This is a genomic window from Paenibacillus sp. MAH-35 (genome assembly GCF_058135425.1).
Genome location: NZ_JBYUPU010000021.1, coordinates 17,063 through 42,694, shown reverse-complemented (window position 1 = coordinate 42,694; position 25,632 = coordinate 17,063). Strand labels below are relative to the sequence as shown.

Annotated in this window: 22 protein-coding genes; 14 read left to right on the top strand and 8 right to left on the bottom strand. The window is 56.3% G+C overall.

Going from position 1 to position 25,632, the window contains the following annotated elements; translation table 11 throughout:
• The first annotated feature begins 270 nt into the window (after positions 1-270).
• The 3 genes from AC3Y2E_RS20880 to AC3Y2E_RS20870 are packed head-to-tail and all read left to right on the top strand — an operon-like array spanning position 271 to position 4,027.
• Complete coding sequence (locus tag AC3Y2E_RS20880; protein ID WP_379213755.1) at positions 271-1,356, top strand: endospore germination permease; 1,086 nt, start codon at positions 271-273, stop codon at positions 1,354-1,356.
• A complete protein-coding gene (locus AC3Y2E_RS20875; protein ID WP_379213752.1) occupies positions 1,353-2,894 on the top strand; it encodes a spore germination protein in 1,542 nt (513 codons plus the stop codon). The genes AC3Y2E_RS20880 and AC3Y2E_RS20875 overlap by 4 nt, the downstream gene beginning before the upstream one ends.
• The gene (locus AC3Y2E_RS20870; RefSeq protein ID WP_379213750.1) at positions 2,891-4,027 is read left to right on the top strand and encodes a Ger(x)C family spore germination protein; all 1,137 of its coding nucleotides are present in this window, start codon (positions 2,891-2,893) and stop codon (positions 4,025-4,027) included. The genes AC3Y2E_RS20875 and AC3Y2E_RS20870 overlap by 4 nt, the downstream gene beginning before the upstream one ends.
• On the opposite strand, the gene AC3Y2E_RS20865 is transcribed toward AC3Y2E_RS20870, so the two are convergent.
• Positions 4,014-4,577 carry a biotin transporter BioY gene (locus AC3Y2E_RS20865; RefSeq protein ID WP_379213748.1) on the bottom strand — a complete coding sequence of 188 codons (564 nt, stop codon included), beginning with the start codon at positions 4,575-4,577 and terminating at the stop codon, positions 4,014-4,016. The genes AC3Y2E_RS20870 and AC3Y2E_RS20865 overlap by 14 nt on opposite strands.
• A 108-nt stretch (positions 4,578-4,685) precedes the next feature.
• Here AC3Y2E_RS20865 and AC3Y2E_RS20860 point away from each other — a divergent pair, with 108 nt between their 5' ends.
• Both AC3Y2E_RS20860 and AC3Y2E_RS20855 read left to right on the top strand, forming a co-directional pair.
• Positions 4,686-5,525 carry an energy-coupling factor ABC transporter ATP-binding protein gene (locus tag AC3Y2E_RS20860; protein WP_379213746.1) on the top strand — a complete coding sequence of 280 codons (840 nt, stop codon included), beginning with the start codon at positions 4,686-4,688 and terminating at the stop codon, positions 5,523-5,525.
• The gene (locus tag AC3Y2E_RS20855) at positions 5,516-7,315 is read left to right on the top strand and encodes an ATP-binding cassette domain-containing protein (protein WP_379213744.1); all 1,800 of its coding nucleotides are present in this window, start codon (positions 5,516-5,518) and stop codon (positions 7,313-7,315) included. Before AC3Y2E_RS20860 ends, AC3Y2E_RS20855 begins: the two co-directional genes overlap by 10 nt.
• A 31-nt stretch (positions 7,316-7,346) precedes the next feature.
• Here AC3Y2E_RS20855 and AC3Y2E_RS20850 read toward each other — a convergent pair whose 3' ends face one another.
• From AC3Y2E_RS20850 to AC3Y2E_RS20840, 3 genes are all read right to left on the bottom strand, one after another.
• Entirely contained in the window at positions 7,347-8,792 is a 1,446-nt protein-coding gene (locus AC3Y2E_RS20850) for a hypothetical protein (RefSeq protein WP_379213742.1), read from the bottom strand.
• Complete coding sequence (locus AC3Y2E_RS20845) at positions 8,789-9,367, bottom strand: sigma-70 family RNA polymerase sigma factor (protein ID WP_379213740.1); 579 nt, start codon at positions 9,365-9,367, stop codon at positions 8,789-8,791. Before AC3Y2E_RS20845 ends, AC3Y2E_RS20850 begins: the two co-directional genes overlap by 4 nt.
• 321 nt (positions 9,368-9,688) lie before the next feature.
• Positions 9,689-10,471 carry an ABC transporter ATP-binding protein gene (locus AC3Y2E_RS20840; protein ID WP_379213738.1) on the bottom strand — a complete coding sequence of 261 codons (783 nt, stop codon included), beginning with the start codon at positions 10,469-10,471 and terminating at the stop codon, positions 9,689-9,691.
• Positions 10,472-10,700: 229 nt separating this feature from the next.
• Between AC3Y2E_RS20840 and AC3Y2E_RS20835 the strand changes: the two genes are divergently transcribed.
• Positions 10,701-11,351 (top strand): TetR/AcrR family transcriptional regulator, encoded by a 651-nt coding sequence (locus tag AC3Y2E_RS20835; RefSeq protein WP_379213868.1) that lies wholly within the window; start codon positions 10,701-10,703, stop codon positions 11,349-11,351.
• 88 nt (positions 11,352-11,439) lie between these two features.
• Positions 11,440-12,624, top strand: coding sequence for a hypothetical protein (locus AC3Y2E_RS20830; protein WP_379213736.1), 1,185 nt, complete (start codon positions 11,440-11,442; stop codon positions 12,622-12,624).
• Positions 12,625-12,798: 174 nt separating this feature from the next.
• Here the strand turns inward: AC3Y2E_RS20830 and AC3Y2E_RS20825 are convergent, their stop codons facing one another.
• Together AC3Y2E_RS20825 and AC3Y2E_RS20820 are read right to left on the bottom strand one after the other, a co-directional pair.
• A complete protein-coding gene (locus tag AC3Y2E_RS20825) occupies positions 12,799-13,059 on the bottom strand; it encodes a YqkE family protein (RefSeq protein WP_379213866.1) in 261 nt (86 codons plus the stop codon).
• 65 nt (positions 13,060-13,124) lie between these two features.
• Positions 13,125-13,562 (bottom strand): GNAT family N-acetyltransferase, encoded by a 438-nt coding sequence (locus tag AC3Y2E_RS20820; protein ID WP_190932036.1) that lies wholly within the window; start codon positions 13,560-13,562, stop codon positions 13,125-13,127.
• 252 nt (positions 13,563-13,814) lie between these two features.
• On the opposite strand from AC3Y2E_RS20820, the gene AC3Y2E_RS20815 reads away from it, so the two are divergent.
• From AC3Y2E_RS20815 to AC3Y2E_RS20805, 3 genes are all read left to right on the top strand, one after another.
• On the top strand, positions 13,815-15,341 hold the full coding sequence (locus AC3Y2E_RS20815) for an extracellular solute-binding protein (protein WP_379213733.1): 1,527 nt from the start codon (positions 13,815-13,817) through the stop codon (positions 15,339-15,341).
• A 93-nt stretch (positions 15,342-15,434) separates the two neighbouring features.
• Complete coding sequence (locus AC3Y2E_RS20810; protein ID WP_379213731.1) at positions 15,435-17,213, top strand: cache domain-containing sensor histidine kinase; 1,779 nt, start codon at positions 15,435-15,437, stop codon at positions 17,211-17,213.
• A gap of 21 nt (positions 17,214-17,234) precedes the next feature.
• Complete coding sequence (locus AC3Y2E_RS20805) at positions 17,235-18,830, top strand: response regulator transcription factor (RefSeq protein ID WP_379213729.1); 1,596 nt, start codon at positions 17,235-17,237, stop codon at positions 18,828-18,830.
• Positions 18,831-18,949: 119 nt separating this feature from the next.
• Here the strand turns inward: AC3Y2E_RS20805 and AC3Y2E_RS20800 are convergent, their stop codons facing one another.
• Positions 18,950-20,119: an oxidoreductase family protein gene (locus AC3Y2E_RS20800; protein ID WP_379213727.1), complete on the bottom strand. Its 1,170-nt coding sequence runs from the start codon at positions 20,117-20,119 to the stop codon at positions 18,950-18,952.
• A gap of 378 nt (positions 20,120-20,497) precedes the next feature.
• Between AC3Y2E_RS20800 and AC3Y2E_RS20795 the strand changes: the two genes are divergently transcribed.
• The 4 genes from AC3Y2E_RS20795 (at position 20,498) to AC3Y2E_RS20780 (ending at position 24,435) form a co-directional block, all read left to right on the top strand.
• Positions 20,498-21,454, top strand: coding sequence for an ABC transporter permease (locus AC3Y2E_RS20795; RefSeq protein WP_379213725.1), 957 nt, complete (start codon positions 20,498-20,500; stop codon positions 21,452-21,454).
• Between the two features lie 23 nt (positions 21,455-21,477).
• Entirely contained in the window at positions 21,478-22,416 is a 939-nt protein-coding gene (locus tag AC3Y2E_RS20790; protein WP_379213723.1) for a carbohydrate ABC transporter permease, read from the top strand.
• Positions 22,417-22,540: 124 nt separating this feature from the next.
• Positions 22,541-24,046 (top strand): type 2 periplasmic-binding domain-containing protein, encoded by a 1,506-nt coding sequence (locus AC3Y2E_RS20785; protein WP_379213721.1) that lies wholly within the window; start codon positions 22,541-22,543, stop codon positions 24,044-24,046.
• 233 nt (positions 24,047-24,279) lie between these two features.
• Positions 24,280-24,435 carry a DUF1540 domain-containing protein gene (locus AC3Y2E_RS20780; RefSeq protein WP_110843519.1) on the top strand — a complete coding sequence of 52 codons (156 nt, stop codon included), beginning with the start codon at positions 24,280-24,282 and terminating at the stop codon, positions 24,433-24,435.
• A gap of 135 nt (positions 24,436-24,570) precedes the next feature.
• Here the strand turns inward: AC3Y2E_RS20780 and AC3Y2E_RS20775 are convergent, their stop codons facing one another.
• Complete coding sequence (locus AC3Y2E_RS20775; RefSeq protein ID WP_379213719.1) at positions 24,571-25,632, bottom strand: Gfo/Idh/MocA family protein; 1,062 nt, start codon at positions 25,630-25,632, stop codon at positions 24,571-24,573.

Here is a 25,632-nt window from a genome sequence, read left to right as displayed (position 1 = left end):
AGCTGTACGCCTCCTTCAGCTTATCAAGTCCGGAAGCCCGGTATCGTACATCACTTACCCTGTGCGGGAGTGGTCCAAACAACGGGACGATCTTCGCTTTGCCGCAGCAAGCCCGGCGAATCCCGGCCGAGGAGAAAACCGAATGCCGGCAAGCGCTGCGCCCGGCGGGAGGGGAAAACACCTTCTTTTCGTGTCTAACGGGCCGGTCTTATGGCAACAATGGCTATCGTACGCCCCGGCAGATTGGAACTAAGGGAGGATGGGTGGGCCGTGCTTCGGACAGACAAGCTATCGCCATTGCAGATCTACTTCATGCTCATCCTGGTTGTCGGTCTAGTAAACCACGTAACGATTATACCGCTGCTGCTTCAAGCATCCGCCAAAGACGCCTGGATGGGCGTGCTCCTGTCGCTGGGGCCGCTGCTGCTCTGGGTGCTGCTGATCGCTTATATCGCCAAAGCGACGCATCAGCGGAACTTCATGGGCTGGCTGCGCGACCGTACCGGCGTGTGGCTGTCCAGTCTCATCGCTGCTCTGTTATCCCTGTATCTGTTTGCCAATGCCTATATTACGCTCAAAGAAACCATAATGTGGATTCAAGTCACGTTTTTACCGCAGACACCGATCACCGTCACAGGCAGCGTTCTGCTTACTTTATGCTACTACTCGTCCAGGAAAGGCATCAAATCGCTGGCGATCGCATCCGGTTTCTTGCTGCCGGCCGTTCTTGCGTTCGGCTATTTCGTTATGGGGAGCAACTTTCAGTTCAAACGGTACGAGCTGCTGTTCCCCCCTTTTATGAATGGCGTCATGCCTGCGGTGAAATCGGCTCAGTACGTCGCGGCAAGTATTATGGAGCTGATCGTCCTGCTGATTCTCCAGCATTATCTGATCTCTTCCTTGAAGCGGACTCACTTGTTCGTCCTGGTGCTCGTCATGGGCGGTCTGACGATCGGTCCGCTGATGGGAGCGATTGCGACGTTTGGGCTGGAATCGGTGCAACTGCGCTATCCGTCTTATGAGCAGTGGAGACTGGTTACGATCGGAAGCTACATTGCCCATGTCGATTTTTTGTCCATCTACCAATGGTTGTCCGGAGCGTTCGTGCGTATTTCGCTCATGGTACTGCTCATCTCCGAAGTATGGCGGATCAAGGCGCCGCGCCAAAAAAACGGATTCCAATTCGGACTATGCGGGCTGCTTCTCGTGCTCGTTGTCGCGCCGCTAAGCGATACCGGATTTCTTAAGCTGTTGACGGGGTACTATACCACGGTATTCTGGTATTTGCTCGCGTTGTCCCTGCTTCTCTTCCTGATCGTATACATCCAAGCACGCAAGAAGGGGGAATCCCAATGAAACCGCAGTGGAAAAAATGGTTAACCCGGCACCGGAGGCCCGTACCGGATATTCTACGTGATGTGGAGGAGGAACCGGGACTTGGCCGCCTTTCCGACTGGGATGAAGCGAGCTTGCGCGACTACTTCAAGCTGTCGGCGGATATTGTGGTTCAGTCGTACGTTTACGGTGAACGGGGCGACAAAAAAATCGTGCTGGTGTTTTGCGAGGGACTGGCGAGCCGTACGCAAATTACCGATTTTGTGCTGCCTGCCTTGGATGAGGTGATGAACCGCGAGGAGGAGCCTGCGCGGATAGCGGCCGAGCTGAAAAATAAGCTGCAGCTGAGCGAAGCTACCAGTGACCGGGAATGGATGAGACGTCTGTTAAGCGGAGAACTGATCGTACGGCTGAGCGGAGCGGATCTGATGTATACGCTCCATATTTGCGACGTGCCGCAGCGCGCTCCCGAAGAATCGACAACGGAAATCTCGATCAAAGGTCCCCGCGACGGCTTCACGGAGGAGCTTGCCACCAACGTCGCGTTGGTCCGCAAAAGGCTGAGAACGACCAAGCTGCACAACGAGGTATTCGTGATCGGAACGGAGAGCCAGACGGCGGTATCGCTGCTGTACCTGCAAGGAGTTACCAAACCCGATCTGGTGGAGGAGGCGCGCAGACGGCTGAATCATTTCGAGATTGACGCCTTGCTCAGCAGCGCACAGCTGGAGGAAGGGATCTCGGACTCCTCCTATTCGCTTTTCCCGCTTCTCGATTATATAGGCAGGCCCGATTTTATCGCACAAGTTCTGCTCAAGGGCAGGCTCGCCATCTTGGTGGACGGCTCCCCGATGGCGCTCATCGCTCCCACCAATATGACGGCTCAGTTGAAATCGCCGGAGGATCTGCATTTTCCGTTTTATTTTGTTACGTTTGAGGTTTTCCTGCGCGTGACGGGACTGCTTGTATCGATACTGACGCCGGGATTTTTGATCGCCTTGATCTCCTACAATATCGACCAGCTTCCGTTTCCGTTAATGGCGACGATCTCCAACTCGCGGTCCGGTCTGCCGTTGTCCGCTCCCATGGAGATTATTCTCATGCTTATGCTGTTTGAGATTTTCCGGGAGGCCGGGCTGCGGCTCGCCAAAGGACTGGGACAAACAGTCGCGGTTGTAGGCGGGCTGATCATCGGCGACGCCGCGATCCGCGCCGGACTGACATCGCCGACGATGCTGTTCGTGGCGGCCGCTACGGGAGTGTCCACGTTTATTCTGGTCAATCAATCGCTCAGCGGCACCGTCAGCCTGATGCGCCTGTTTACCTTGCTGTGCTCGTCTCTGCTGGGTATGTTCGGTTTTTTTATAAGCATGTTTACGATCGTTATTTATTTATCGGGCCTGAGGTCGTTCGGAGTCGGTTATCTGGAGCCGTTATCCCCGGTCTCTTTCCGAGATCTCATCCCGGCCCTGATGAAGCCGCCTCTGAAGAAACAGCGGGAAATTCCGAATATGCTGAGCAAGGACCCTCATCCCGATCAGGAGGGGAACAGATCGTGAAGAGAACCTTGGTGAGGCTGATGCTTGTGCCTCTTCTGCTGCTGACCGGAGGCTGCTGGGATATGCATGAGATTCAGAATATCAGCTACGTGACCGCTCTGGGGGTCGATTACGAGAAGGGGGAGTTTACCGCATACGCCCAATTGATCGATTTCGCTTCGATCGCCAAGCAGGAGGGAGGGCGGAAGCCCGGACCGACGCTTGTATGGGTAGGGAAGGGGAGGGGCAAAACTTTAAATTTGGCGATGAACGATTTGTACAAGACGGCTCAGGGGCGGATCATGTGGAGCCAGCTTACGCTGATCGTACTGGGGGAAAACGTGCTGAAGCAAGGGGTGTCCACGTTTAAGGATGCGATTAGCCGTTACCGGGAAATCCGCTTTACTCCGTGGATGTTCGGGACGAAGATGCCGATCGAGGAGTTGTTCGTCGTTCCGGCTTTTTTCGATCTGACTCCGCTCTCCACGTTATCCCATAACCCTAAAGAGACGTACGGTCAGCATTCCCGTGTCCTTCCCGTCCGGTATGTGACGATGCTGTCGGACCTCCGGGAGCCGAGTAAGACGATGATTCTGCCGAGTCTCGGAATTTTGACCGACCAATGGGCAAAGAACGGAAAACCCGACACCAAAATGTATATAGACGGAGTATTCGCGATTCACCGGGAGAAGCCGCTGGGCTGGCTCGATAACGAGCGGTTGTCCGGGCTGCGCTGGATGACCTCTCAAACCTCGCGGGCTCCGCTGCTCATCGAGGAGGAGGGGGAGCTGCTCGCCGTGCTGTCTATGGAAGACCCGCGCATTCATGTGAGCGATTATAAAGAGAACGGGCGCTATTTCTACAAGATCAAGCTGTCCATCGAAGCCAACCTGGTCGAACAAGTAGCATCATCGGACGAGGAGAAGCTGAAGGAGACTGCAGAGAAGCTGATCCGGGAAGAGATCGAACGTACGTTCCGAAGCGGAATCGCGATGAAGGCCGATTTGTACCAGCTCGAATACCACACTTACAAGAGCCGCTACAAGGATTGGAAGAGGATGGGGGCAAAGGGATTTCCGCTGCGGAAGGACTCGATCACCGATGTTGAAGTGTCGGTCCGGATCCGCCATGCGGGAATGATCAGAGCAACTTAGGAAACACCCGTCTAAGCTGCATGACGATAAAGGCAACGGCAGCCGCCTTGAGCGCGTCGAACGGCAAGTACGGATAGCAGCCGAGCAGCATCGCCTTGCCCAGCGGCACGTTCAGCTTGTACATCAGCCAGGGGACGCCCGTTACATACAGGAGCAGGGAGCCGAACAGCTCGATTACGAGGAACATCGCGGCATAAGCGGCCCAGCCTGTTCCTTTAATCCGGTTGACGAACCAGCCGATCAGCATGGCGCTGACCGGAAACATCCAGATAAAACCTCCGGTCGGACCGAGCAGCAGTCCCAGACCCCCTTGTCCGTGAAGCAGCGGGAGTCCGAGCGCCAGCAGCAGTACGACGGTAAACATGCTGAAGAAGCCGTAATAAGCCCCAAGCAAAGCTCCGGCCAGCATGACGGCCATATTTTCCAGTGTGATCTGCACCGGAGAGAAAGAAAAACGGATCTGGATATAACTCATGGCGACCAGTAGGGCGCCGAACAGGGCGCTGAATACGATGCCTTTCACAGTTAGCGGCGTGCGGCCCGATTTCATCGTGGTTAACTCCTCTCTTTCTCGAAAGCGACCGGTTATGGTACCATATTCGAAGTTACAGGATAGGCATAAGCCTGTCAATGCGGATTCGGAAAGGGGCCTATGCCGGTGCGGCCATTGTGGAGGTTGGATAACGCGGAAGTGACGGTTCAGGCTGCAAGCGGACCGAGAAAGGTGCTGCAGGGGCTGAACCTAGCTGTCGGAGAGGGCGAATATATCGCGGTCGTCGGATGTAACGGAAGCGGGAAAAGCACGCTTCTGCGGGTACTCGGAGGATTATGCCCGTTGTCCGGAGGCTCCTTGACGGCGGATGGGGAGGCGAGTCGGCAGCCCGGGTATGTCTTTCAAAATCCGGACGCTCAAATCGTAGGTGAAACGGTGTACGAGGAAGTATGCTTCGGCATGGAAAATCGGGGCGTTCCGCCGGAGGAGATGGCCGAAAGGTTCCGCCGGGCGATGGTGGCCGCGGGTATGGACGTTCATCCGGACACGCCGGTAGAACGTCTGTCCGGCGGCCAGAAGCAGCTGCTGTGCATCGCGGGGGCTATGGTTACCGGAGCGCAGTCGCTGCTGCTCGACGAGCCGGCGGCCATGCTCGACCTGGACACCAGATCGGCCGTGCTCCGGATTGCACGCGAGCTGCAAGAACGCGGCGCCACGATCGTATGGGCGACGCAATCGATGGATGAACTCGTCCCTGCAACCCGGGTCATTGCGCTCGTGAACGGGGGCATCGCGTACGACGGCACGCCCGAGCGGTTCTTCTACGGATCGGCCGGGAACGGCAGGATGTTCGATCCGGCGGAGACGCCTTGCCTGTCGCTCGGGTTCCGGCCGCCTTATGCGATCCAGGTGGCGCACCGGCTGCTTCAGATCGGCATAGAGCTGGGCGAATGTCCGATGCTTGACGGGCAGCTGAGAAGAGCGGTGACGGAACTATGCCGATAAGGACGGAGAAGGCAACGGTCGTCGCCGAGGATGGCCGCCGGCTGCTGAGCGAGGTGAGCTGCACGTTCGGCAGCGGAGAGCTGACCCTGCTCGTCGGAGCGAATGGAGCCGGGAAATCGACGCTGCTCGATGTGTTGTCCGGACTAACCGCCTGCGAAGGAACGGTAGAGCTGGACGGGGTACCGATCCGGGACGGGCGTCGGCTAAACCAGGAGGCGGCTTACCGGATCGGCCGCCAGTTCCAGTATCCCGAGTCGCAGCTGTTCGCTGCGACGGTGCAGAAGGAATTCGACTATTCGCTCGGTTACATGAAGCTGCCGGACGACGAGAACCGAACCCGCACTGACCGTGCGATGAGCGAGATGGGGTTGGCGGATTCGCTCAAGGCGGAATCGCCGCTGGTGCTCAGCGGCGGGGAGAAACGGAGAGTCGCGATCGCCACCACGCTGGCCGCCGATCCGGACTGGCTGCTGCTTGACGAGCCGACGGCCGGGCTGGACCCGGAAGCGGCTTCGAGGCTCGTGAGCGCGCTGCTCAGCCGGAAGGGAAGGCCGTCCGGCGGCATCATCGCCGCCACGCACGATCTCGACCTGCTGCTGCCGGCGGCTGACCGTGTCGTCGTGCTGCGCGAAGGCGGCGTGATCGCGGACATGCCCGCGTCCGAGCTGGCCTTGCGCCCGGACGTATGGGACCGCGCCGGCATCGGCAGACCGGCATCCGCCGAGCTGGCCGGGCAGCTGCGTTTGCTGGGGCTGCCGGTTCCGGCGAAGTTTCTTGCGCCGGAGGAAGCGGCCGATCTGATTGCGGGCCGGCTGCGGGCCGCCGGGGGGCGTCCGTCCTTGGAGACAGACGCTTATGGGGAACCGCCCGGGGAAGGGGCGGCGGCGCAACCGGGAGCCGCGCTTGCGCGGGACCGGGTGCCGGAACAAGATCGGGAACGGGGCAGCGGGCGTATAGCGGGCTCGCCGAAACGATTCGTCGAATCGCTCGATCCGCGTGCCAAATGGCTGTTTATGATGACCTTCTCGATCGGCGTGCTGATCCAGCGCGATTGGCTCGGGTTCGGACTGGGCGCTATAGCGGCTGCGGCGCTTCTGCTGCTGTGCCGGGTGCCGGCGCGGCATATCGTGCCGCTGATGCGGCCGTTTCTATGGTTTGCCGCGGCCTCTGTCGCCGTATCCGGCCTCGGAATCGGGGAGGCGGGTTTGGCTGCAAGCTCTTCCGGCGGCGCATGGGAGTCGGGTGCGGGAGGCGGTGCAACCGAAGCTCCGATCCGCTTTGGCGTGTTTACGTTCTCGGCGGCTGCGGCCGGGGTTACGTCGTTCGAGCTGTTGAAGATCGGTTGCGTCATGGTCGCGGGCATCCTGCTGTCGGCTACGACGACACCTTTCGAGATGAAGCGGGCGATCGAGTATGTGCTGCTCCCGCTGCGCTATATCCGCTTTCCGGTCGAAGCGGTGGCGCTGACCGGCTCCTTGCTGCTCCGCTTCATCCCGGTGCTGCGGCGGGAAGCCGTCAAGTTCAACCGGATCGCCCGCTCGCGCGGCAAGCGGGTGAGGCGCAGCGGAGCGACCCGGCTGCGCGATCTGCCTGTGATGATCGTGCCGCTGCTGATGTCGCTGCTGCAGATGGCGACGGACCTGACCGTCTCGATGGAAGCGCGCGGCTATACCCGGACGGGGCAGCGCCGCACCTCCGCCGTGCAGCTCGTCATGAGCCGCCGGGACTGGGCCGTGGTGGCGACCGCGCTGGCCGTCGCCGTAATTTTTGCCGCTACCTCCATAGGGTGAGGCGGCGCTGGCCGCCCGCAGCGGAGGCAACTCAATTCCCGGGCGTTTTCAGTTCGAACTCCCACGGACCGCGCACGACCGTGCGGATTTCCGTCACGTAGATCGTAAGCTCCTGCTGGTCCGGCTCCGCCTCCAGCGTCATATCCTCCATGGCTCGAGTGACTTCGTTCAGCCGGGAGGAGGCTCCTCCGCTTTGGCCTTTTACCGAAAAGTCAGGAAAGAAATGGAGCAGCGATTCCATCTCCGTATCGTCGTGCTGGAGGTCGAATTCGATCCGGATCGATCCCGGTACGTAGGAATCGTAAGCGAGCCGCTCCACGCGTTTTACCTTGACCGGGAAACCTAGCAGGTTCCACTGCCGGTTCAGCTCCAGAACGCCCGACTGCGGGAGCGGGATCGTCATCTTTACCGGCTGCTCCGCACGCCGGACAAGCGCAAGCTCCGGAATATGCAGCTTGTAGCCGGAGAGCTCCCGCTCGTTGTGTGCGAACATCAATTCATTCGGATTCGGGAAGTTCTCATCCCGAATATAAGGGATCGGCTCTCCTGACGGCCCGGTAAGCGTCGGCGCCGCTATATTCTCATAAGAACCGAGGCCGAACGATTCGATTCGGCTCGCGGGCGGAAGCTGCGGCACGAGTGTGACTCTCATCTGCCCGTTCTGTTGAGCGGTCGCCACCGCCGTCAAAGTAATCCCGCTTCGAACGTCGGTTACGCCCAGATCCTCGACGCGGTCCACCTTTTCCGGAGGGGTTAGGCGGATCTTCATATCGGAAGGCGTGCCGTCAAACGATACGGACATCTCCTCTGTCACCTTAATAGGCCCTGTGTAATAGAAGCCCCCGGTCCAATCTCCGGCGCTGGCGATCATGCTGGCTTTGAACTCGTACCGGTTGCCGTCTGCGTTAATCAGTTCCATCGTCTTGACAGGGGCAGCTGTCCCCGTTAAAGCTGCGGAAGAATGAGTGCTGCCGATCGAGACTCCGCGAATATCGATCCGGTCCGTTCCGTCGAGATGCGTAACCGGTGCGGGCAAAATGTAGAGGATCTCATGATCCTCGCTGGATTGGACGGTTCCGTAGCCGGGTATGAATTGCAGCATCTTGCGGACCTGTGCGCGGACATCCGGCGACGAATACAAGGCCAGCGCGCCTGCTATAAGGCATAATCCCGCTACGGCGGCGGCCAGCAGACGTCTGCGGAGGGGCGATCGGCGCTGTACCGCTTCCGCGGACAACAGGGCTTCTGCTGCTGCGGGCGTATCGGGGACGGCTGCCGTGTCGTTGCCGGGAGAGAGGGCCGGGTTCGCTGCCAGGCCGAGCTTGGCGAACGTTCTGGAGCGGATGCGGCTGAGCGTTTGGGCATCCAGACGGGCTTCCTCCCGGGAGGGCTCCACGTCGCCGAAGCGGTCCGCTGCGGCTTCCGGCTCGATGGAATCGGCCAGACGGAACAACATTTTTTCCTCGTTAGCGTTCATAAGCTCTCCTCCTCCATCCGGTCCGGCATCCGCTGCCGGAACAGGCTGCGAATCCTCGCCAGTCTGCGCTCCACCGCTTTGGGCGTTAATCCCGTGCTTCCCGCAATCGTGTCGACCGGTTCGTAGTACAAATACCGTTTGACAAAAAGAGTTCGGTTCAGCGGTTCGAGAGAATCGGCGATCCGCATCACCTCTTCCCATGTTTCCTTAGCCAGCACCCGTTCCTCCGTCCCTTGTCCGCGATCGGCCGGCTCCTTCGCTCCTGATTCCGCTTCTGCCCGGTCCCGCCATGAGGCGAGCTTCCGGCGATAGTCCAGCGACTTGTATTTGGTCAGCATGAACAGCCATACTTGCAGCGTTCCTTTTGCCGGATCGAATTGCCCGATTTTGTCCCATGCGGTCAGGAATACGTCGCTTATGCATTCCTCGACGTCTTCCTTCCTAGGATCGGGAGCCAGAATCCGTTCGGCCAGCCGGTACAGGCTGTCGGCATACGACTCGATGAGCTGTGCCAGCGCTTCGGTATCCTTCCGCTTGAGCCGCTCGGCCAGCCGGTCGTCGTTTCTAGGTTCCATAAGCGCTCGAAGCTCCCCTTTGTGAGATGAAATGATGACCTTTATAGAGTACTACGCAAGCTCCGGAGAAAATCCCCCGCCGCAATATCGCATTTAGGTTCGCCGCTGAAAAGAAGCGGCTGACGGAACGGACAGCGGAGCAGCAAGGCAGCGAGCGGCGGCGATCAGACCGTATGCCAGACGGCGAAAGCGAAGGACAGGGGAATGCCAAAAAGCGTCCCGCCCCGCCAATCGGCGGAGGAAGAACGCTGGAGCTGGCGCGGGAAGCTTAGTCGGGTTACCTATTAATAGGACGAACTATTGTAGAGCAGACGCTTTATATCAAGAAATCACTTTGAGCCAAGCGCGGTCGTACCGCCACTCCACCTCTACCGGAGCCTGGAAAAAGTCGGTCAAATAATCCGAGGTCAGTACATCTCGCGTAGGACCGGCCTGATAAACCTCGCCCGAGCGGATCAGCAGCGCCTTCGTGAACGCCGGTACGATTTCCTCGATATGATGCGTGACGTAAATGAGCGTCGGCGCGTCGGGACTGGAGACGAGCTCCTGTATGCTCGACAGCAGCTGTTCCCGCGAGAACACGTCGAGGCCGTTGCACGGCTCGTCCAGAATAAGCAGGCGCGGAGAGGCCATCAGCGCTCTGGCGATGAGCAGCTTCTGCTTCTCGCCTTGCGAGCAGGAGTGATAGTGCCGGTCGTACAGATGCCAGACGCCGAGCTGCTTCATCAGCTGTTCGGCCCGCCCGGCATCTTCTTCCGACGGTTTGTCATACAGACCGATGGTTGCGTACTTTCCGCTCAGCACGACATGCTGGGTCCGGTCGTTCATGTGCAGCTTCTCCTGGAGCGAGGAGCTGACCCAGCCGATCGATTTGCGCAGCTCGCGCAAGTCTACAGTTCCGTACAGATGTCCCAGCACTGAGACTTGACCCTCCGTTGGCCAAATATAACCGGTTATCATATTAAGCAGCGTTGTTTTGCCCGAGCCGTTTAACCCCAGAATTGCCCAATTCTCGCCGTTCGCTACCTGCCAATCGATATGGTTCAGTACGGTTTTATTATCGCGGTTCCACGTGATGTTGCGTACGTCTATAACCAGACTCATGCGGCGTCACTCCCCGAATGATTTTTAATAAACTTGATTGTACCACAAAGGCAGAAAGCCGGAATACAAAGCAAGGGAAAAGTTGACAGGGTAACGGGCGTTAGTTAGCATTATAAATAATACAGGTCGTTGCATAACGCGCGAGTGCGTGCCCGTCCTGACTGTTTGTGTCCTCCGCAGCGTATGAACACTTCTAAATCGACTTGCAAAGGAGTGCAGCCTAGTGGCGATGACAACCGATTCGATCTTCTACCAGGATATGGACGGGAAACCGATTGAAAGTCCGAATAAGATCAAAATTATGGATATCTCCATCGAGCTTTTTTCCCGCAAAGGGTTCACCGGCGTATCGATCCGCGATATTACGAAGGAAGTGGGCATTAAGGAGAGCTCGCTGTACAACCATTTCCGCAGCAAGGAGGAACTGCTCTCCACGATTTTCTTTAATTTCCGGCGTTCCATCTCCCGGATTTTGCCGCAGGAGGACCATCTTGGCGGTATGCTGCAGTCCGTTAGTCCGGAGCTTTTCCTGAAGCAAAGCTTGGCGGGCTTGATGAAACATATCGACGACCCGGTCATGGCCAAAGTGTGGCGCATGATGTATCTCGAACAATACCGGGACCGGGTGGTTCGGGATATTTATTTAAACGACATAGTCGGGAACATGTTGAAGTCGCTGGAGAAGGTATTTGCAATTTGGATCGCTCTAGGTCGCATCCAGCCGGCAGACGCGCGTATTTTGGCGGCGGAGTATCAATACCCGTTGTTTGCGATGATCGGCGTTTATGTTTTGCTGAGGGTGGACGGAAGCAGCACGTGGGATATCGAGACGGGGATGCGCGAGCACGTCGATTATTTCGTGAGCAAAATCATCGTCTAAGGCGAACGCGGCAAGAGGGCACCGCAACTAATGAACCGCGCACTCGTCTAAACGGATATATCCAAGAATGTTGGGAGGGACAGGCGGTATGACAAGAAAACGCAGGCTCGCTATCCTTGTTTCTGCGGCTATTCTGCTGGCTCCGGCCTGGGCGTGTGAGAAGGCGGAGGCCGGATCGACTCTTTCGACGTCGGTTACGATCTCGGAACAGACGGAACTGTTCGATCGTCCGGAAGAAGGCGGGACGCCGGTTGGGGCGCTTGCGGCTTTTCAGTCTCTGGAGGTGGATTGGACCGGCCGCGAAGATCCGGCTCAGCTCGGCAACTGGATTCGGGTGAAGACGTGGCTTGGCGCGAAATGGATTCGGGACGACGCCTCGGTGTTGTATGGGGGATATGCAGAAGAACGGAAGGAAGTGACTTTACTGAACACTGTGGCGCTGTATGACGGGCCGGACCCGGCCAGGGAAACCGGAGCATCCATCGGGCCGCAGCAGCTTCACGTGACGGGAACCGTCGCATACAGTCCCAAATATGCCGATACCGCCCGTCAGTTCAGTGCGGGCAGCGGCATGTGGTACCGGGTGAAGACGTGGCTCGGAGATAAATGGATCAAGGACCCGGCGATTTTGGAACATGTGCCGGTATGGAAGAAGTCGTATGCGATGAAGCTGACCGGTGACGAGACCGCCTATCCGGTTCCGTACGAAACGGAAGGTAAAGGCGAAAAGGTTGCCGCCGGAGTCGTCCAAGTGGTCGCCTTCGGATGGGAAGGCAAAGGACCGTGGTCGCCGTACTGGTATCAGATCGAATGGAAGGGCGGCACACGCTGGATCACGCCCAAACACGAGGCGCTTAAGTATTACCGGACGATGGATAAGGCGCTCGAGATCGGAACGGAAGTGTACTACTCCGACAAACCTTACTCGTATGCTACCGGGGAGGACCGTCTGCTGGCTCCCGGCACTTACCAGGCCGTGGAAGCGACCGGAGAATGGGTGCGGCTCCAATCGGACGACGGCCCAAAATGGATCAGTCTGAGAGTGCTGCTGGACGATCCGCAGCAGATCGTGCCTACGGAGGAAGAAGTAGAGGTCGATGCGGATACGGAAAGCTACTACTTCCCGATCGGCGGTGAACGGCTCCATGCCAAAGGGCATTATAGCGGGCAGAAGGTACGCGCTTATGAGACTTGGACGGCCGCCGACGGTACGGTCTGGTACAACCTGGCTTCGGGAGAAACGGAATGGGTCAAGGCGAAGCCCGCCGAGTAGGCGGAGCATGGCAGCTCCTGGTGCTCGCGGATTATGACCGGGCATAGGCGCATTTAGCTTTTGCGCGCCGAAATAAGTGCAAATCGGGCTCCGAGACGAAATAAGAGCACAACCAAAAGCCGACGCTCACAATCAGCGTCGGCTTTTCCACATCAACCCGGACCAATCGTCCGGTTATTTATACTTCCGCCAGTCCATCCCGCTTTGCTCGAGCAGGTGACCAAAGTCGTTCTCGAGCCGTTTCTGCTCCGCTTTGCGCGCATGCTCCGCTTGCTTGCGCAGATCTTCCCTGCGTTTCTCTTCCGTGGCTTTCAGTTCATCGCCTGCGGCCTTGAGCTTCTGGACGACGTCGGGATTCAGTAAATCTTTTAGGGTCGCCGGCTGGTCGCCTGCGGTAGGGGATGGAGCGGGAGCTGGTCTTTTTTTCTTGGACATCACGTTCACCTCGATTTCTTCCTTGTATCCGCCAGTTTGTCTTCATTATAGCAGGATCGGCCGCCTCACTCTACCGGCCGCAGCGGCTTCATGAAGTAGTAATGCCGGCTGCCTCGCGGCGCGTTGTCGATCTCGAACAGAAGCTGGAAGCCGTGCTTTTTGTAAAATTCGGGAGCCTGGAAGCCGAATGTATTCAGCTTCAGGAAGTCGGCGCCTTTGGAGCGGGCCGTGTCCTCGATCGCTTGCAGCAGCCGGGTGCCGTATCCTTGATGGCGATACGGCTCGTCTACCCACAAGATGTCGACTTCCACCCAATTCCAGCATAGGCAGCTAAGCAGTCCTGCGACGATGTCCCCTTGTTCGTTTTTGAGGATCAGATGGATCGGCTCGTAAACGGATTTCAGTTCATCGGCGACATGGCGGGCGTTATACTCAATCAGTTTTTGTCTGACATACTCGATTTGGCCTTGATCGGCGCGGACCAAGGAAAGATTATCGGTCATGAGGAGCCTCCATTTGGCCTTTTGGTATTAACCATACTTGCATCGTTTGCCAAAAGGCAAGGGAAAGATTGGATATAGCCGGAAAAGGCGGCTCATTTCGCCAAGAAACGCGCCGCTTCGCGGTCCACGAGTTTCTTTTTCCCCCCCGGAATGATAAAATATTTCTTGAAAGGAAGCTGAAAGCGGTTCCGTTTTCAGGGGGTATCGCGTAAGTTCGCATCCGCTAGCAAGCGGTCGGAAAGGAAGACGCGAATGGGAAACACGACAAAGAGACAAAGAGTGCTTCTTGCGGCGGCAGGAACGGCTGCGATAGCGGCGGGGTTGTCCGTATGGGCGGTATTGTCGTCCGCAGGCGAAAAGACGGGGATCGAAAAAAGCCAAAAGAAGGAAATCTCCATCGTAGTCACTTCTCTTGGAACATCTTTTCCTCCGGGGATGGATGAAAACCATAATCCGTATCTGGACTATATCGAGCGGAATACGAAGCTCAACATCAACGTGATTTTGCCGCCGAACGAAAGCTATCATGAGAAATTAAACATCGTCTTATCGTCCACTGCTTTGCCGGATATGCTATATGCGGTCGACGATGTATGGCTGTCCAACAAAGTGCAGGAGCACAAGCTGCAGCCGCTCGACGAGCTGATCGACCAGTACGGCCCCGATCTGAAGAGAAAAATTCCGAAGGAAGCTTGGGACCAGGTGACGTTTAACGGGATGATCTACGCGGTGCCGAGCATGAATGAGGTGAAGGGCGTCGAGCTGATGTACGCTCGCAAAGATTGGCTCGACCGGCTCGGGCTGAAGCCGCCGCGAACGCTGGACGAATATTATGAAGTAATCCGTGCGTTCACCTTCGGCGATCCGGACGGCAACGGGGTTCACGACACGATCGGATTGCTGCTGACGGAGAAGCTCGGGAGAAGCGCTCCGTTCTTTGGGGCGTTCGGCACGCAGCTCGATAGCTGGCTGGAGCGGGACGGGAAGCTGGTCTATTCCAATACGCTGCCTGAGACGAAGGAAGCGCTGGCTTTTTTGCGCCGATTGTATGCGGAGAGGCTGATCGATCCGGAATTTCCGCTGAACCGGACGAAAACGCTCGAAGAAAAAGTGGCGTCCGGCAAAGTCGGGATTTTCTCCGCCGCCTGGTACGATACCCGGGGGCCGATCGATCAGAACAAGCAGCGCGATCCGAAAGCGGAATGGATTCCGCTCGATTATCCGACAGGGCCGCGAGGCGAGAAGGGGACCTACTCCACATCGCTCGTTCGGGGATACAGCATCGTGCCCGCCGGCAGCCCGAACGGGGCGGACGTCATCCGGCTGCTTAATTTCATCGCAGGTGAAGGCCACAGGAACCTGAAGCTCGGTTTCGAGAACGAGATCTGGTCAATGAAGGACGGCAAGATGGTGACCAACTTCCCGGAGCACGACAAGCACAAGTACCGGGGCATCTATTCCGCGCTTGTTGAAGTTATCGAGCCTGAGCTGGATAAGCAGCGTCTCGATTCGCTTGGGGAGCATTTCCAGTTATACGAAAACCAGAAAAGAGTCGAAAACAACCTGATCCCTAACCGGTTCACCGGCCTTCCGACTCCGGCCATGGGCAAATATATGGTAAAGCTGTCTTCGATGCAGGAGCAGTTTATAAAAATCGTATTGGGCGTAGCTCCTCTGGACGATTTCGATCAATACGTTAGCCGGTGGAGGCTGGAGGGCGGAGACGAAATTACGCGCGAGGTCAATGAATGGTACCGGGCGTCGGTTTCTCATCCGTAACGTCCGGACACGCCTTTCATCCTATCAGAAACGGAGGTTTTCCGCATATATCCGCTCCGTTGGTTTAACCGGCTGTATCATCAAAATATTCAGATGAGGCTGACCGTATATTTTTTGTTTATTTTGCTTCCGCTTGTAGCAGTCAGCTTGTTCTCGAACTTTCAGTCGAGGCAGATGCTGCTCGACCAGACGACCGAGCGTACGAGAGCGGCGCTTACGTCCTCGATGGACTATATCGACGTAACGCTGCAGAACGTCGAGGAGATTTCGACCTTAATCGCAACCGATACGAATATGCTCCGGCTGCTCGATCAGTCCGGGGCGGATCTGTCGCCGCAGGACGTCGCCAACTTCACCGAGGTGCTGAAGCAGCTGTCCAATATTACGTCGATTAACCATATGATCTCGCAAATATCGGTGTACCATTCCTTGTCCAACGTAGCCGTGTCGACGACGACCGGCAGCCGTCATATTTCCAACCGGACTCAGCAGTCCTGGCTTCAGCTTCTGGCCCGATTCGGGGGAAGCGGCATCATGTATACGCTGCCCGACGAGCCGACGCCCGACGGCAAGACGTTCGGCCAAATTATCGGAGCGGACGGAATCTCGCTGGTGCGCGCGATGGATCTGAACAATCCGGGCCGGCAGCCGAATCTGCTCGTCGTGACGCTGAACCAGACGAAGCTGCTCGACCTGATCCGCTCGCTGCTCCCGTCCGAGAATGCGCAAATCGTTCTGCTGACGGACGAGCGCAAGCCGATTACGGGGACGGGCGACATTACCGAGGCGAGCTTGGAGAAGCGGATGGCCGACAAGGATACGTTTCAAGTCGAGATCGGCTCCAAATATTACAAATGGTCACTGCTGCTCATGCAGCCGCAAAGCGAAGTGTTCGCCAAGACGAAGCAGATTCAGGCGTATACGTATATCATTATCGCGATCAGTGTCCTGCTCGCGCTCTGGATCTCCTGGGCGGTATACAGCAGCATCGCTTCTCCGATTCAGAAGCTGATGCAGGGCATGAAGCGGGCCGGCAGCGGCAACTTCAACGTCAAGCTGGACAATCACCGGCAGGACGAGCTCGGTTATTTGACCCAGGCGTTTAACCAGATGATCTACGACCAGAAACATCTGATCCAGCACGGCTATGAACAGCAATTGCGCCTGGCGCTCACCGAACTGAAATTTTTGCAGACCCAGATCAATCCGCACTTTTTGTACAATACACTGGATTCGATCTATTGGGCGGCCAAAAACTATGAGGCGGACGAAATCAGCGAGATGGTGCTGAACTTGTCGCGGTTTTTCCGGCTCAGCCTGAGCAAAGGAACGGACACGTTTACGGTGGAGGAGACGATTTCTCATCTGCACTACTACGTCCGGGTTCAGCAGCTGCGTTTCTTGGACAAGTTCTCGGTCGCCTACGACGTCGACGAAGCGAGCAAGCCGGTTCCGGTGATGAAACTGCTGCTGCAGCCGCTTGTGGAAAATGCGATTCTTCACGGTCTGGAACAGCGGGAGCGCGGAGGACAGCTGACGGTACGAACGTATACGGAGGGTGGCTTCCTATATATGATCGTTGCGGACAACGGGGTAGGGATGATGCCGGAGAGGCTCGATTATATCCGCGGGGAACTGGAGCACATCTTCGGACCGGACAAGTCCGGATTGTCGCTGCCGCCGTGGGAATCGAACAAAGATTTGTACGGGCTCCGCAACGTGGCTTCCCGAATCCGCATGGTATACGGCAAACAGGCGGCGATGGAAGTGGAGAGCCGGCAAGGGGAGGGGACGGCGGTGACGGTTCGTCTGCCGCTTGACCGATGCAAGGAGACGTTCCAGCTTTCTCCCGAACAGACAGAACCAGATTAAGCGAAAGGAGCGAATATCGGGATGAATTTGCTGATCGTGGAAGACGAGATTCGATTATGCAACAGTTTGGCTAACAACATTCCTTGGGAGCAGCACGGGATCGAGATCGTCGGGATGGCTCATAACGGAACGGATGCCCTTGAACTGATCGAGAGGAAAAAACCGGACCTGATGCTGCTCGACATTCAGATTCCCGGCGTGGACGGGCTGACGGTGGCGCGCAAAGTAGCGGAGCAGGGGCTGATGACCAAGACGATCATCTTGAGCGGACACGACAATTTTACCTATGCCCAGAAGGCGCTGGAGTTCGGGGTGTCCAAATATTTGCTGAAGCCGGCAGGCGATTCGGAAATCCTCGATGCGGTGCTCGGGGCCGCCCAGCAGTTGCGCAGGGAGCTGGAGCTGAAGCATAGCCAGGACGCGCTGCAGGAGAAGTGGCGTCATAACTTGCCGCATCTGCAGAATAATTTTTTCGTGAACTGGCTGAACGGCAAATTTGTGGAGTGGGAAATTACGAGGCGCAGCCAGGATGTGCAGCTGGAGCTGGAGCATGATGCCAGGTACGTCGTCGCCGCGCTGGATATGGACCCCGTGTCGGAGGAGGAAACCCGGTTTACGCAGCAGGATATGCCGGTTCTGCAGTTTGCTTTAAGCGGGATTGCCAAGGAACTGCTGCCCGAGTATTGGGTATGCTCCGACCCGGGAGGGGCTACGGCGCTTATATGGAAGGCGCCGGCGGACAAAGACGACGGCGTCGTGATGCTGCAGGTCAATACCGACATTACCCGGCTGCTGTCTACCGTAAAAGAGTGTCTGAAGCTGACCGCAAGCGCGGGAATCTGCCGGACGACCGGGGGGCGGGACGAGGTGCCGGAGCTGTACCGGCAGTCGATGCGGGCGCTGCAGAACCGGATCATCTACGGAGGCAATATCGCCATCCCGTTCCGCGAGGAGTCGGGGGACAAGCCGGTGCTTCCGTCGGACCCGAATCTGGAGAAGGCGCTGGAGATCGCCCTTCAGACGGGCGACGAGGAGAAGGCGGCAGATACGCTCGACAGGCTCTGGTCGGTGAGCGGCATCGTAACGGCCGAATCGATGGACGACGTGCAGGAGAACGTGATGTTTTTCGGCGCGCTGCTGATCCGGATTATGCAGAAGCAGGGATGGCCGTTCAAAGATTTTGCCGGGGACGACTATGTCCACTTCTTTAATCCGCAGGCGTTGGGCCATAAGGAGCAAATCCATGCGATGCTGCTGCGGATCGTGCGCCGCGCGGCCGTATATGTGCAGAAGCAGCGAATGTCGGTCAGCCATCAGATCGTGAAGCAGCTGCTCAGCATCGTCGAGGAGGAGATGGATCAGGAAATATCGCTCCATCAGGTGGCGGACCGGCTGTTCGTCAATTCCTCGTACTTGAGCCGTCTGTTCAAGCAGGAGACGGGCAAATCGTTCTCCGCTTATGTGATCGAGCGCAAGATGGAGCGCGCCAAGGCGGCGCTTCTCGACGGGGCCAAAATCAGCGAAGCGGCCAGTCTCGTCGGCTATCACGACGGCAGCTACTTTACCCGCGTATTCCGCAAGTACTGGGGCGTAACGCCGGGGGAAGTACGGCCCTAAGCAGCGCTTCCCGATCCCAGCCCCAGCCCTTGCCTGTCTGTCTCCGGGCATAGGGGATGGAGGGAGCGCCGCCCGACGTACAGCTATAGATGGCACTACTAGCCGGGGGCGTTCCGCGGCTAGTTTGGCATGCCTCCAAACTCCTTGTGGAGCCGCTTGGCTTCCTCCAGCAGCTGCATGTGGACCTCCGTAATCGACAGCAAGAGCCGGGCTCTCTCCTCCTGCGCTTCCCGCTCAGTGCCTTCCGAACCGCGGCTGGCTGCCAGCAGTTCGATCATCTTGGGCACTTCCCAGATGCTGCGGGCGGCGACCGCCGTGCAGAAGCCGTATCGCGCCAGACGGACGTCCCCGCCCCATCCGGAGCCGCTCAGCCCGTCCGTATAGCGGCCGAACAGCAGTCGATCGTACGCTGCATACCGCTCGGGCCGGATATACCGCTTGCTCATCGTCAAGCCGTAAAACCGTCCCAGTTCCTCACCTACGCCGGATACGCTGGCAAACTGCCAATCGATAAGCACCAGACGCATATCCCGGTTCGGCTCCTGGCGGATATACATATTTTTGCGCCATAAATCCTGGTGGGCGAGCACGCGAGGCAGCCGCTCCACCCCATCGATCAGATGCGGCATATGGAGGAGCAAGTCCTCGTACCGGTCCAGAACGGACCGAATCCGCTGCTCGTCCGCGGAGGCGTGGTGCCAGTCCGCTTCCCGCACGTTGACCGTATATTTGCTGCACTCGGCTACCCAAGAGCGGAGCCAGGACCGGCATAACCAGTCTTCTTCCGGAATAGGCAGCCCGTTCAAATACGCCGCATGGAATCGTCCGATCTGCCACGCGGCGTATCCGTACTCGTCATCGGACCATACACTGTCCGTATTCCCCGGGATTTCCTCCAGCCACAGCCACAGCCGCCCGTCCGGTTTCTCCTCTACGGCATAACAGTCCGGAACGGCTATACCTTCCGGCAAGATTCCCCGAAGGTCCGAACGATAGGCGAACGCTTCGCGTTTCCAATAGTTGTAATGCGTCCCCGCTGCCCTGTCGGCATCGGGCTTTGTAATTTTGACGATCAAGGACCACGGGACGAAGCTTCGGTCAACCGTGGCCGTGCCATGCAGACGAAACAGTCCGCCGTTCACGAAATTCGGAGTCCGGTAGTCGATCGTCGCGCACGTCCAAGACTCGATCGCCGCATCGGACCTGCCGAGCAGCTTGTGTACGCATCCAAGCATCACCTGCTCGTCGAATTCCTCGTGTACGCTTCTTACGGCAATCGGCTGCGGCATCGGCGGTTTCCTCTCTTCTTCGGGCATAAAGATATCCGTTCTCCAAACCATGCTGTACCGCGATTATAACGCACATACGTTCGCCGGACAAGGGAAGACGACGCGCCTGCCGAGAAGTATTTTCAGACAAATTACGACATTCGGCTCCTCTTTTTGGAATCGCTTTCATAGATTGTGCTTTTTGTGTGAGGCGCGTGGTTAAGGCAACTTGGAGCTTGCATCCCGGGAGTTGTCACGAAAGTACCAAAAGACGTAAAAGTAGTCCGGTACAAACGGCCCCCCGGTTTGCTACACTTGGAACAACAACGGATTCGCCGGGCGAAAAAGAGCTCTCAGGCGCCGTTTCTCGACAGAATCAAGAAGGGGGACGACAACAAGATGGAGCCTGCAACGAATGGAGCAACCGCTTCTTCACCCCGGAAATCGTATGCTAAGACGTTATGGACCGACATTCGCAAAGATTGGGACTTATACGTAGCGCTTATTCCGGGACTCGCATTCATTTTGCTATTCAAGTACACGCCCATGTACGGGATCGTGATCGCGTTTAAGGATTTCAACATTTTCGAAGGGATGGCAGCCAGTCCTTGGGTAGGATTGAAGCACTTCGAGAAATTGCTAGTCAACGATAATTTTTGGCAGGTGTTTCAGAATACGCTCATTATTTCCGTCTATAAGATCGTATTCCTGTTCCCGCTTCCGATTATCGTCGCCATCCTGCTGAACGAGCTGAGACACATGGTGTTCAAGCGGAGTATTCAGACGATCATTTACTTGCCCCACTTCTTGTCCTGGGTAATCGTCAGCGGCTTGTTCATCGACATTTTGTCCACGAACGGCGGTATCGTCAACCGGATGATCGTCGCGCTTGGAGGAGAGCCGATCCGCTTCTTCCTCGACAGCGATATATTCCGTTCCGTCCTGATCTCATCGGCCGGTTGGAAAGAGGTCGGCTGGAGTACGATCGTATACTTGGCGGCATTAACCAGCATCGATCCGCAGCTGTATGAGGCTGCGAAAATCGACGGAGCGAGCAAATGGCAGCAAGTGCTGCACATTACGCTTCCGGGACTTATTCCTATTATTTTGCTCATGTTTATTCTTCGCCTCGGAAACATTCTGGAGGCCGGCACCGAGCAAATTCTCGTTATGTACAATCCGAGCGTCTACAACGTCTCTGACGTTATCGGCACCTACGTGTACCGGATCGGGTTAGGCGATCAGGATTACAGCTTCTCCACCGCTGTAGGCTTGTTCGATTCGGTTATCGCCTTCGTCCTGATTATCTCGGGTAACGCGCTCAGCCGAAAATATTTGCAGCGTGGGATCTGGTGACGGATTATGAAGGGGGATCAGCTATGACTACTAGCGAAGCGTCTAACGTCGCGAAGGCACCCAAAAAGTCCGGCGGCGGCATCAAATCATCATTTGGCGAGAAAGTGTTTTCCGTATTCAACCATACCTTTTTTGTACTGCTTGCGATTACGACGATCTTTCCGTTTCTTAATCTGATCGCGAAATCATTCAGCAGCGAGGCGGCTGTCGTCTCGGGTATCGTATCGTTGTGGCCGGTCGACTTCCAGATCGGAACGTATAAGTACGTCGTTCAAAATTCTTTGTTCATGAACGCTTTTAAAGTGTCGATAACCGTAACGGTTGTCGGTACGGCGCTCGGTCTGTTTATGACGACGCTGGTCGCTTATCCGCTGTCTAAGCCGAGGCTCCGCGGGCGCAAATGGTTCATCCTGATGTTTATCTTCACGATGTTGTTCAGCGGCGGTCTCATTCCGACCTACCTGCTCATGCAGAAGCTGAACTTGATCAACACGCTGTGGGTATTGTTCCTTCCGTCGATGGTCAGCGTTTATAACATGCTTATTATCAAAAACTACTTTGAGAGTCTGCCGGACAGCCTGGAGGAATCGGCCAAGCTGGACGGAGCGAGCAACCTGACGATTTTGTTCCGGATTATGCTTCCACTGTCCATGCCGGTTCTGGCTACGATCGCACTGTTCTATGCGGTAGCGTTCTGGAACGATTACTTCGCGTCACTCATCTATATCAACTCGGCGAATCTGAAGCCGCTGCAGCTGTACTTGAAAGAGCTGTTCGTGTCTTCCAGCGACACCTTCCTTCGTTCGGGTCAAGATATTAATATCGACGCCGCGATGAACGCATCGCCTCAAGCGATCCAGGCCGCTTCGATCATACTGGCTACGCTGCCGATCCTAATCGTATACCCGTTCCTGCAAAAGTATTTCGTGAAGGGCGTTCTTGTCGGCTCCGTCAAGGGATAACAAGCAGGTGCTCTGTATATGAAGGGGGGTGGTTGGGGAAAACGGAAATGGGCTCTGAAGGCATTATCATGAGGTATTGCATGAATCGATAACGGATTTGCACAGCTAAAAGGGAGGTTCATCCATGTTCAAAAAAACATTGTCCGTTGTATCCATCGCCACTTTGGCGGTCTCGCTGGCGGCTTGCGGCGGCGGAGATCCAAAAACGTCCGGGGGCAGCACGCCGGCTCCGGCAGAAGGAAATAAAGTTGATGCTAACAAACCGAAGCCGGAATTCAAAGCGCTGATCCAGTACGGCCGCTTCGATCCGAATGCTGAGCCGGTTGCCAAATATTTGAACGAAAAAACCGGTTACAAGGTAACGTACGAAATGCTTCCGGTTGAGAACGCCGACGAGAAGCTGAACCTGCTTATGGCTAACAAAGAGCCGTACTCGTTCCTCATTCTGAATGCGACTCAATATGCGAAGCTTGCCGCTTCCGGCGCATTGGAACCGATCGACGAGATGGTTGCCAAAAACGGAACGAACCTGAAAAGCGTCATCAGCCAAGCTTCCTGGAATGGTGCGAAGCTGAACGGAAAAACGTTCGGTATCCCGCAAACAGGCTCCGGCGTCATCGCCAACCTCGGTCTGTTCGTGCGTCAGGACTGGGTTGACGAGCTCGGCTTGAAAGCTCCGACGAACCGTGAAGAGCTGTATACGTTCTTGAAGACGATCAGAGAGAAAAAGAACGTCATCCCGCTCACTGGCGGAAAAGCTCCGATGGTTGAGCAAATCGCTACAACGTTCGGCATTACGACGACCTGGAACGAAGCAAACGGCAAAGTCACGCATATGGCCGAGCATCCGAATATGAAGGCTTATGTAGAGTTTATGAAAAAGCTCTATGACGAGAAGCTGATCGATACCGAATGGTCCATCAACCAATCGAACAAAGTCATCGAGAACTTCACGAGCGGTAAAGCGGCTATGATGCCGAACGGATACTACAATGCGCCATCGATCCAAAACGCGCTGCTCAAAAACTTCCCGAACGCCAAGATGGATATCTTGCCGCTGGTTAAAGGCGACAACGGTAAAGCCGCAGCAGTAGGCTCCGCTTCCATTGCTTATTATGCAGCGATTCCGAAGTGGGCGGAGAACAAGGAAGAAGTGCTGAAGTACCTGGATCTGAAGCTGGAGAAAGACATTTTCAAAGGTGCGGCTATCGGTGAAGAAGGCGTTCACCACAAATTGGAAAACGGCAACTATATTCCGATTCTGCCTAAATTCAACGACGAGTGGAACAATGCAAGCTCCTTCCTGACTGGCGTTGATGAGAAAAACTATCCGATCTACTGGCAAGCCCGCGTTCGTAAGGACCCTATCCTGACCAACGCCTTCACCAAGCTTCAAGAGAATGCCAAAGGCAGCATGGTAACCGATCCGCTGGCGTTCGCACCGCCGATCGATGCTATCGCCAAAAACGCTCAAAAGCTGAACAAGCTGATGGAAGATACGCTTATCAAGTACATTACTGGTGCCGAGCCGGTTGCCAACTTCGACAAATTCGTCACTCAATGGAAAGCAGAAGGTGGCGACGATATGACGAAAGCGGCTAACGAGTGGTACGCAGCTAACAAGAAATAAGAAACAGCTTTAACAAGGGTAGCAGGAGAAGGAGAATCGAAGAAAACCGCTGTTCGCGTATGCGACGGCGGTTTTTTCGTGCCCGGAATCGGGTGCTGTCCGAGGACAAATGAAGGATCAGGCTGTTTTTGTTTTGTGCGGTATAGTTGCGGGGCGCACAAGAAAAAACGCCGGAACGAGTATAAAACCATACTCGTTAAGCCGACCCTTAGGAGGAAGGGGGTGAGATGAGCATGGCAAAGGACGTATTGTGCGAGGTTAATTCGTGCAAATATTGGGCTAACGGCAACAAGTGCAGCGCTTCTTCGATTTATGTGGTCAGCCACCGCGGCAATCACGCGAGAAATTCCGAAGAGACCGACTGCAAGACGTTTGAACCGAAAATTTAAGTTCGTTCGCGGAGGGGAGCTGCAATCTCCCCTCTTCGTATGTCTTCCTTCTTTATTCTTGCCAATAATGATAATTATTATCAATCATTATGCAAAAAAAAGAGGTTGCCCGGAATTCGGACAACCTTTCCCCGACTAGAAGCGAATTTCTTCGCCCTTCTCCGCGGATTCGTAAATGCCGCAAAGAATTTTCATCATCTCTACGCCGTCTTCGACCGGGCTCAGCGTCTCGCGCTCGCCGAGGCAGACGCCTACGAAATGGTCGATCTCGTCCTGGAACCCTTTGACGAAGTCGAACGACAGGTTGTTGATTTGCGGAGTCACATTCAAGATCGTGTCATACTTCTCGGTAATGATCGACAGCTCGGGTTCTACCTCGATGCCGCCTTTTTCGCCGAACAGCTTGACCGTAAGCTCTTCCTTCTTGGCATGCAGGGTGAAGCTCGCATCGACGACCAGGGAGGCTCCGTTCTCGAAACGAATGACCGCATTGGCCATATCCTCTACGTCGTTATGGTTGGCGTCGTAGTCGGCCGCCCGGTAGAAGGCGAAGTTTTTGACGTTGGAACGATTGCCGAGCTTGCGGTACGTATTGCCGCTGACGCTTTTTACTTTCGGGCGTCCCATCAAGTACCAGCACAGATCGATGACGTGTACGCCTACGTCGATCAGCGGACCGCCGCCCGAGCGCTCGATATCGGAGAACCAGCCGCCCGGATTGCCTACACGGCGAATGCAGGAAGCCTTCGCGTAGTAGATTTCGCCGAAGTCACCGTTGTCGATAAACTGCTTGACGATGCGGGTGTTCGACGCATAACGGCGGACGAAGCCGACCTGCAAAGTTTTCCCGCTTTTGCGGACCGCTTCTTCGACGGCCAGCGCTTCCTCAACCGTTTTGCACAAAGGCTTCTCGCAAAGCACGTTTTTGCCGGCGTTCAGCGCCGCAATGCTGATCGGAGCGTGCGTATTGTTCCAGGTGCAGACGCTAACGGCATCGATAGCCGCATCCTTCAGCATTTCGTTGTAGTCGGTATAGATGTGCGGAATCCCGTACTTTTCCGCTTTCGCGCGTGCCCGCTCCTCGTTCAGATCGCAGATCGCGTACAGCTCGGCCTGGCTGTTTTCTTTATAGGAGCGCAGATGGCTTTCGGAAATGGACCCGGCGCCGACGACGCCGATTTTGATCGTTTTGCTCAT

Bases quoted from the DNA above. Each gene is read 5' to 3' on its own strand.
- AC3Y2E_RS20875 (WP_379213752.1), top strand. From the start codon at position 1,353: ATGAAACCGCAGTGGAAAAAATGGTTAACCCGGCACCGGAGGCCCGTA.
- AC3Y2E_RS20815 (WP_379213733.1), top strand. From the start codon at position 13,815: ATGGGAAACACGACAAAGAGACAAAGAGTGCTTCTTGCGGCGGCAGGA.
- AC3Y2E_RS20805 (WP_379213729.1), top strand. From the start codon at position 17,235: ATGAATTTGCTGATCGTGGAAGACGAGATTCGATTATGCAACAGTTTG.
- AC3Y2E_RS20845 (WP_379213740.1), bottom strand. From the start codon at position 9,367: ATGGAACCTAGAAACGACGACCGGCTGGCCGAGCGGCTCAAGCGGAAG.
- AC3Y2E_RS20820 (WP_190932036.1), bottom strand. From the start codon at position 13,562: ATGACCGATAATCTTTCCTTGGTCCGCGCCGATCAAGGCCAAATCGAG.
- AC3Y2E_RS20800 (WP_379213727.1), bottom strand. From the start codon at position 20,119: ATGCCGCAGCCGATTGCCGTAAGAAGCGTACACGAGGAATTCGACGAG.
- AC3Y2E_RS20835 (WP_379213868.1), top strand. From the start codon at position 10,701: ATGACAACCGATTCGATCTTCTACCAGGATATGGACGGGAAACCGATT.
- AC3Y2E_RS20825 (WP_379213866.1), bottom strand. From the start codon at position 13,059: ATGTCCAAGAAAAAAAGACCAGCTCCCGCTCCATCCCCTACCGCAGGC.
- AC3Y2E_RS20810 (WP_379213731.1), top strand. From the start codon at position 15,435: ATGAGGCTGACCGTATATTTTTTGTTTATTTTGCTTCCGCTTGTAGCA.
- AC3Y2E_RS20775 (WP_379213719.1), bottom strand. From the start codon at position 25,632: ATGAGCAAAACGATCAAAATCGGCGTCGTCGGCGCCGGGTCCATTTCC.
- AC3Y2E_RS20850 (WP_379213742.1), bottom strand. From the start codon at position 8,792: ATGAACGCTAACGAGGAAAAAATGTTGTTCCGTCTGGCCGATTCCATC.
- AC3Y2E_RS20790 (WP_379213723.1), top strand. From the start codon at position 21,478: ATGACTACTAGCGAAGCGTCTAACGTCGCGAAGGCACCCAAAAAGTCC.
- AC3Y2E_RS20830 (WP_379213736.1), top strand. From the start codon at position 11,440: ATGACAAGAAAACGCAGGCTCGCTATCCTTGTTTCTGCGGCTATTCTG.
- AC3Y2E_RS20865 (WP_379213748.1), bottom strand. From the start codon at position 4,577: ATGAAATCGGGCCGCACGCCGCTAACTGTGAAAGGCATCGTATTCAGC.
- AC3Y2E_RS20840 (WP_379213738.1), bottom strand. From the start codon at position 10,471: ATGAGTCTGGTTATAGACGTACGCAACATCACGTGGAACCGCGATAAT.
- AC3Y2E_RS20785 (WP_379213721.1), top strand. From the start codon at position 22,541: ATGTTCAAAAAAACATTGTCCGTTGTATCCATCGCCACTTTGGCGGTC.
- AC3Y2E_RS20855 (WP_379213744.1), top strand. From the start codon at position 5,516: ATGCCGATAAGGACGGAGAAGGCAACGGTCGTCGCCGAGGATGGCCGC.
- AC3Y2E_RS20795 (WP_379213725.1), top strand. From the start codon at position 20,498: ATGGAGCCTGCAACGAATGGAGCAACCGCTTCTTCACCCCGGAAATCG.
- AC3Y2E_RS20780 (WP_110843519.1), top strand. From the start codon at position 24,280: ATGGCAAAGGACGTATTGTGCGAGGTTAATTCGTGCAAATATTGGGCT.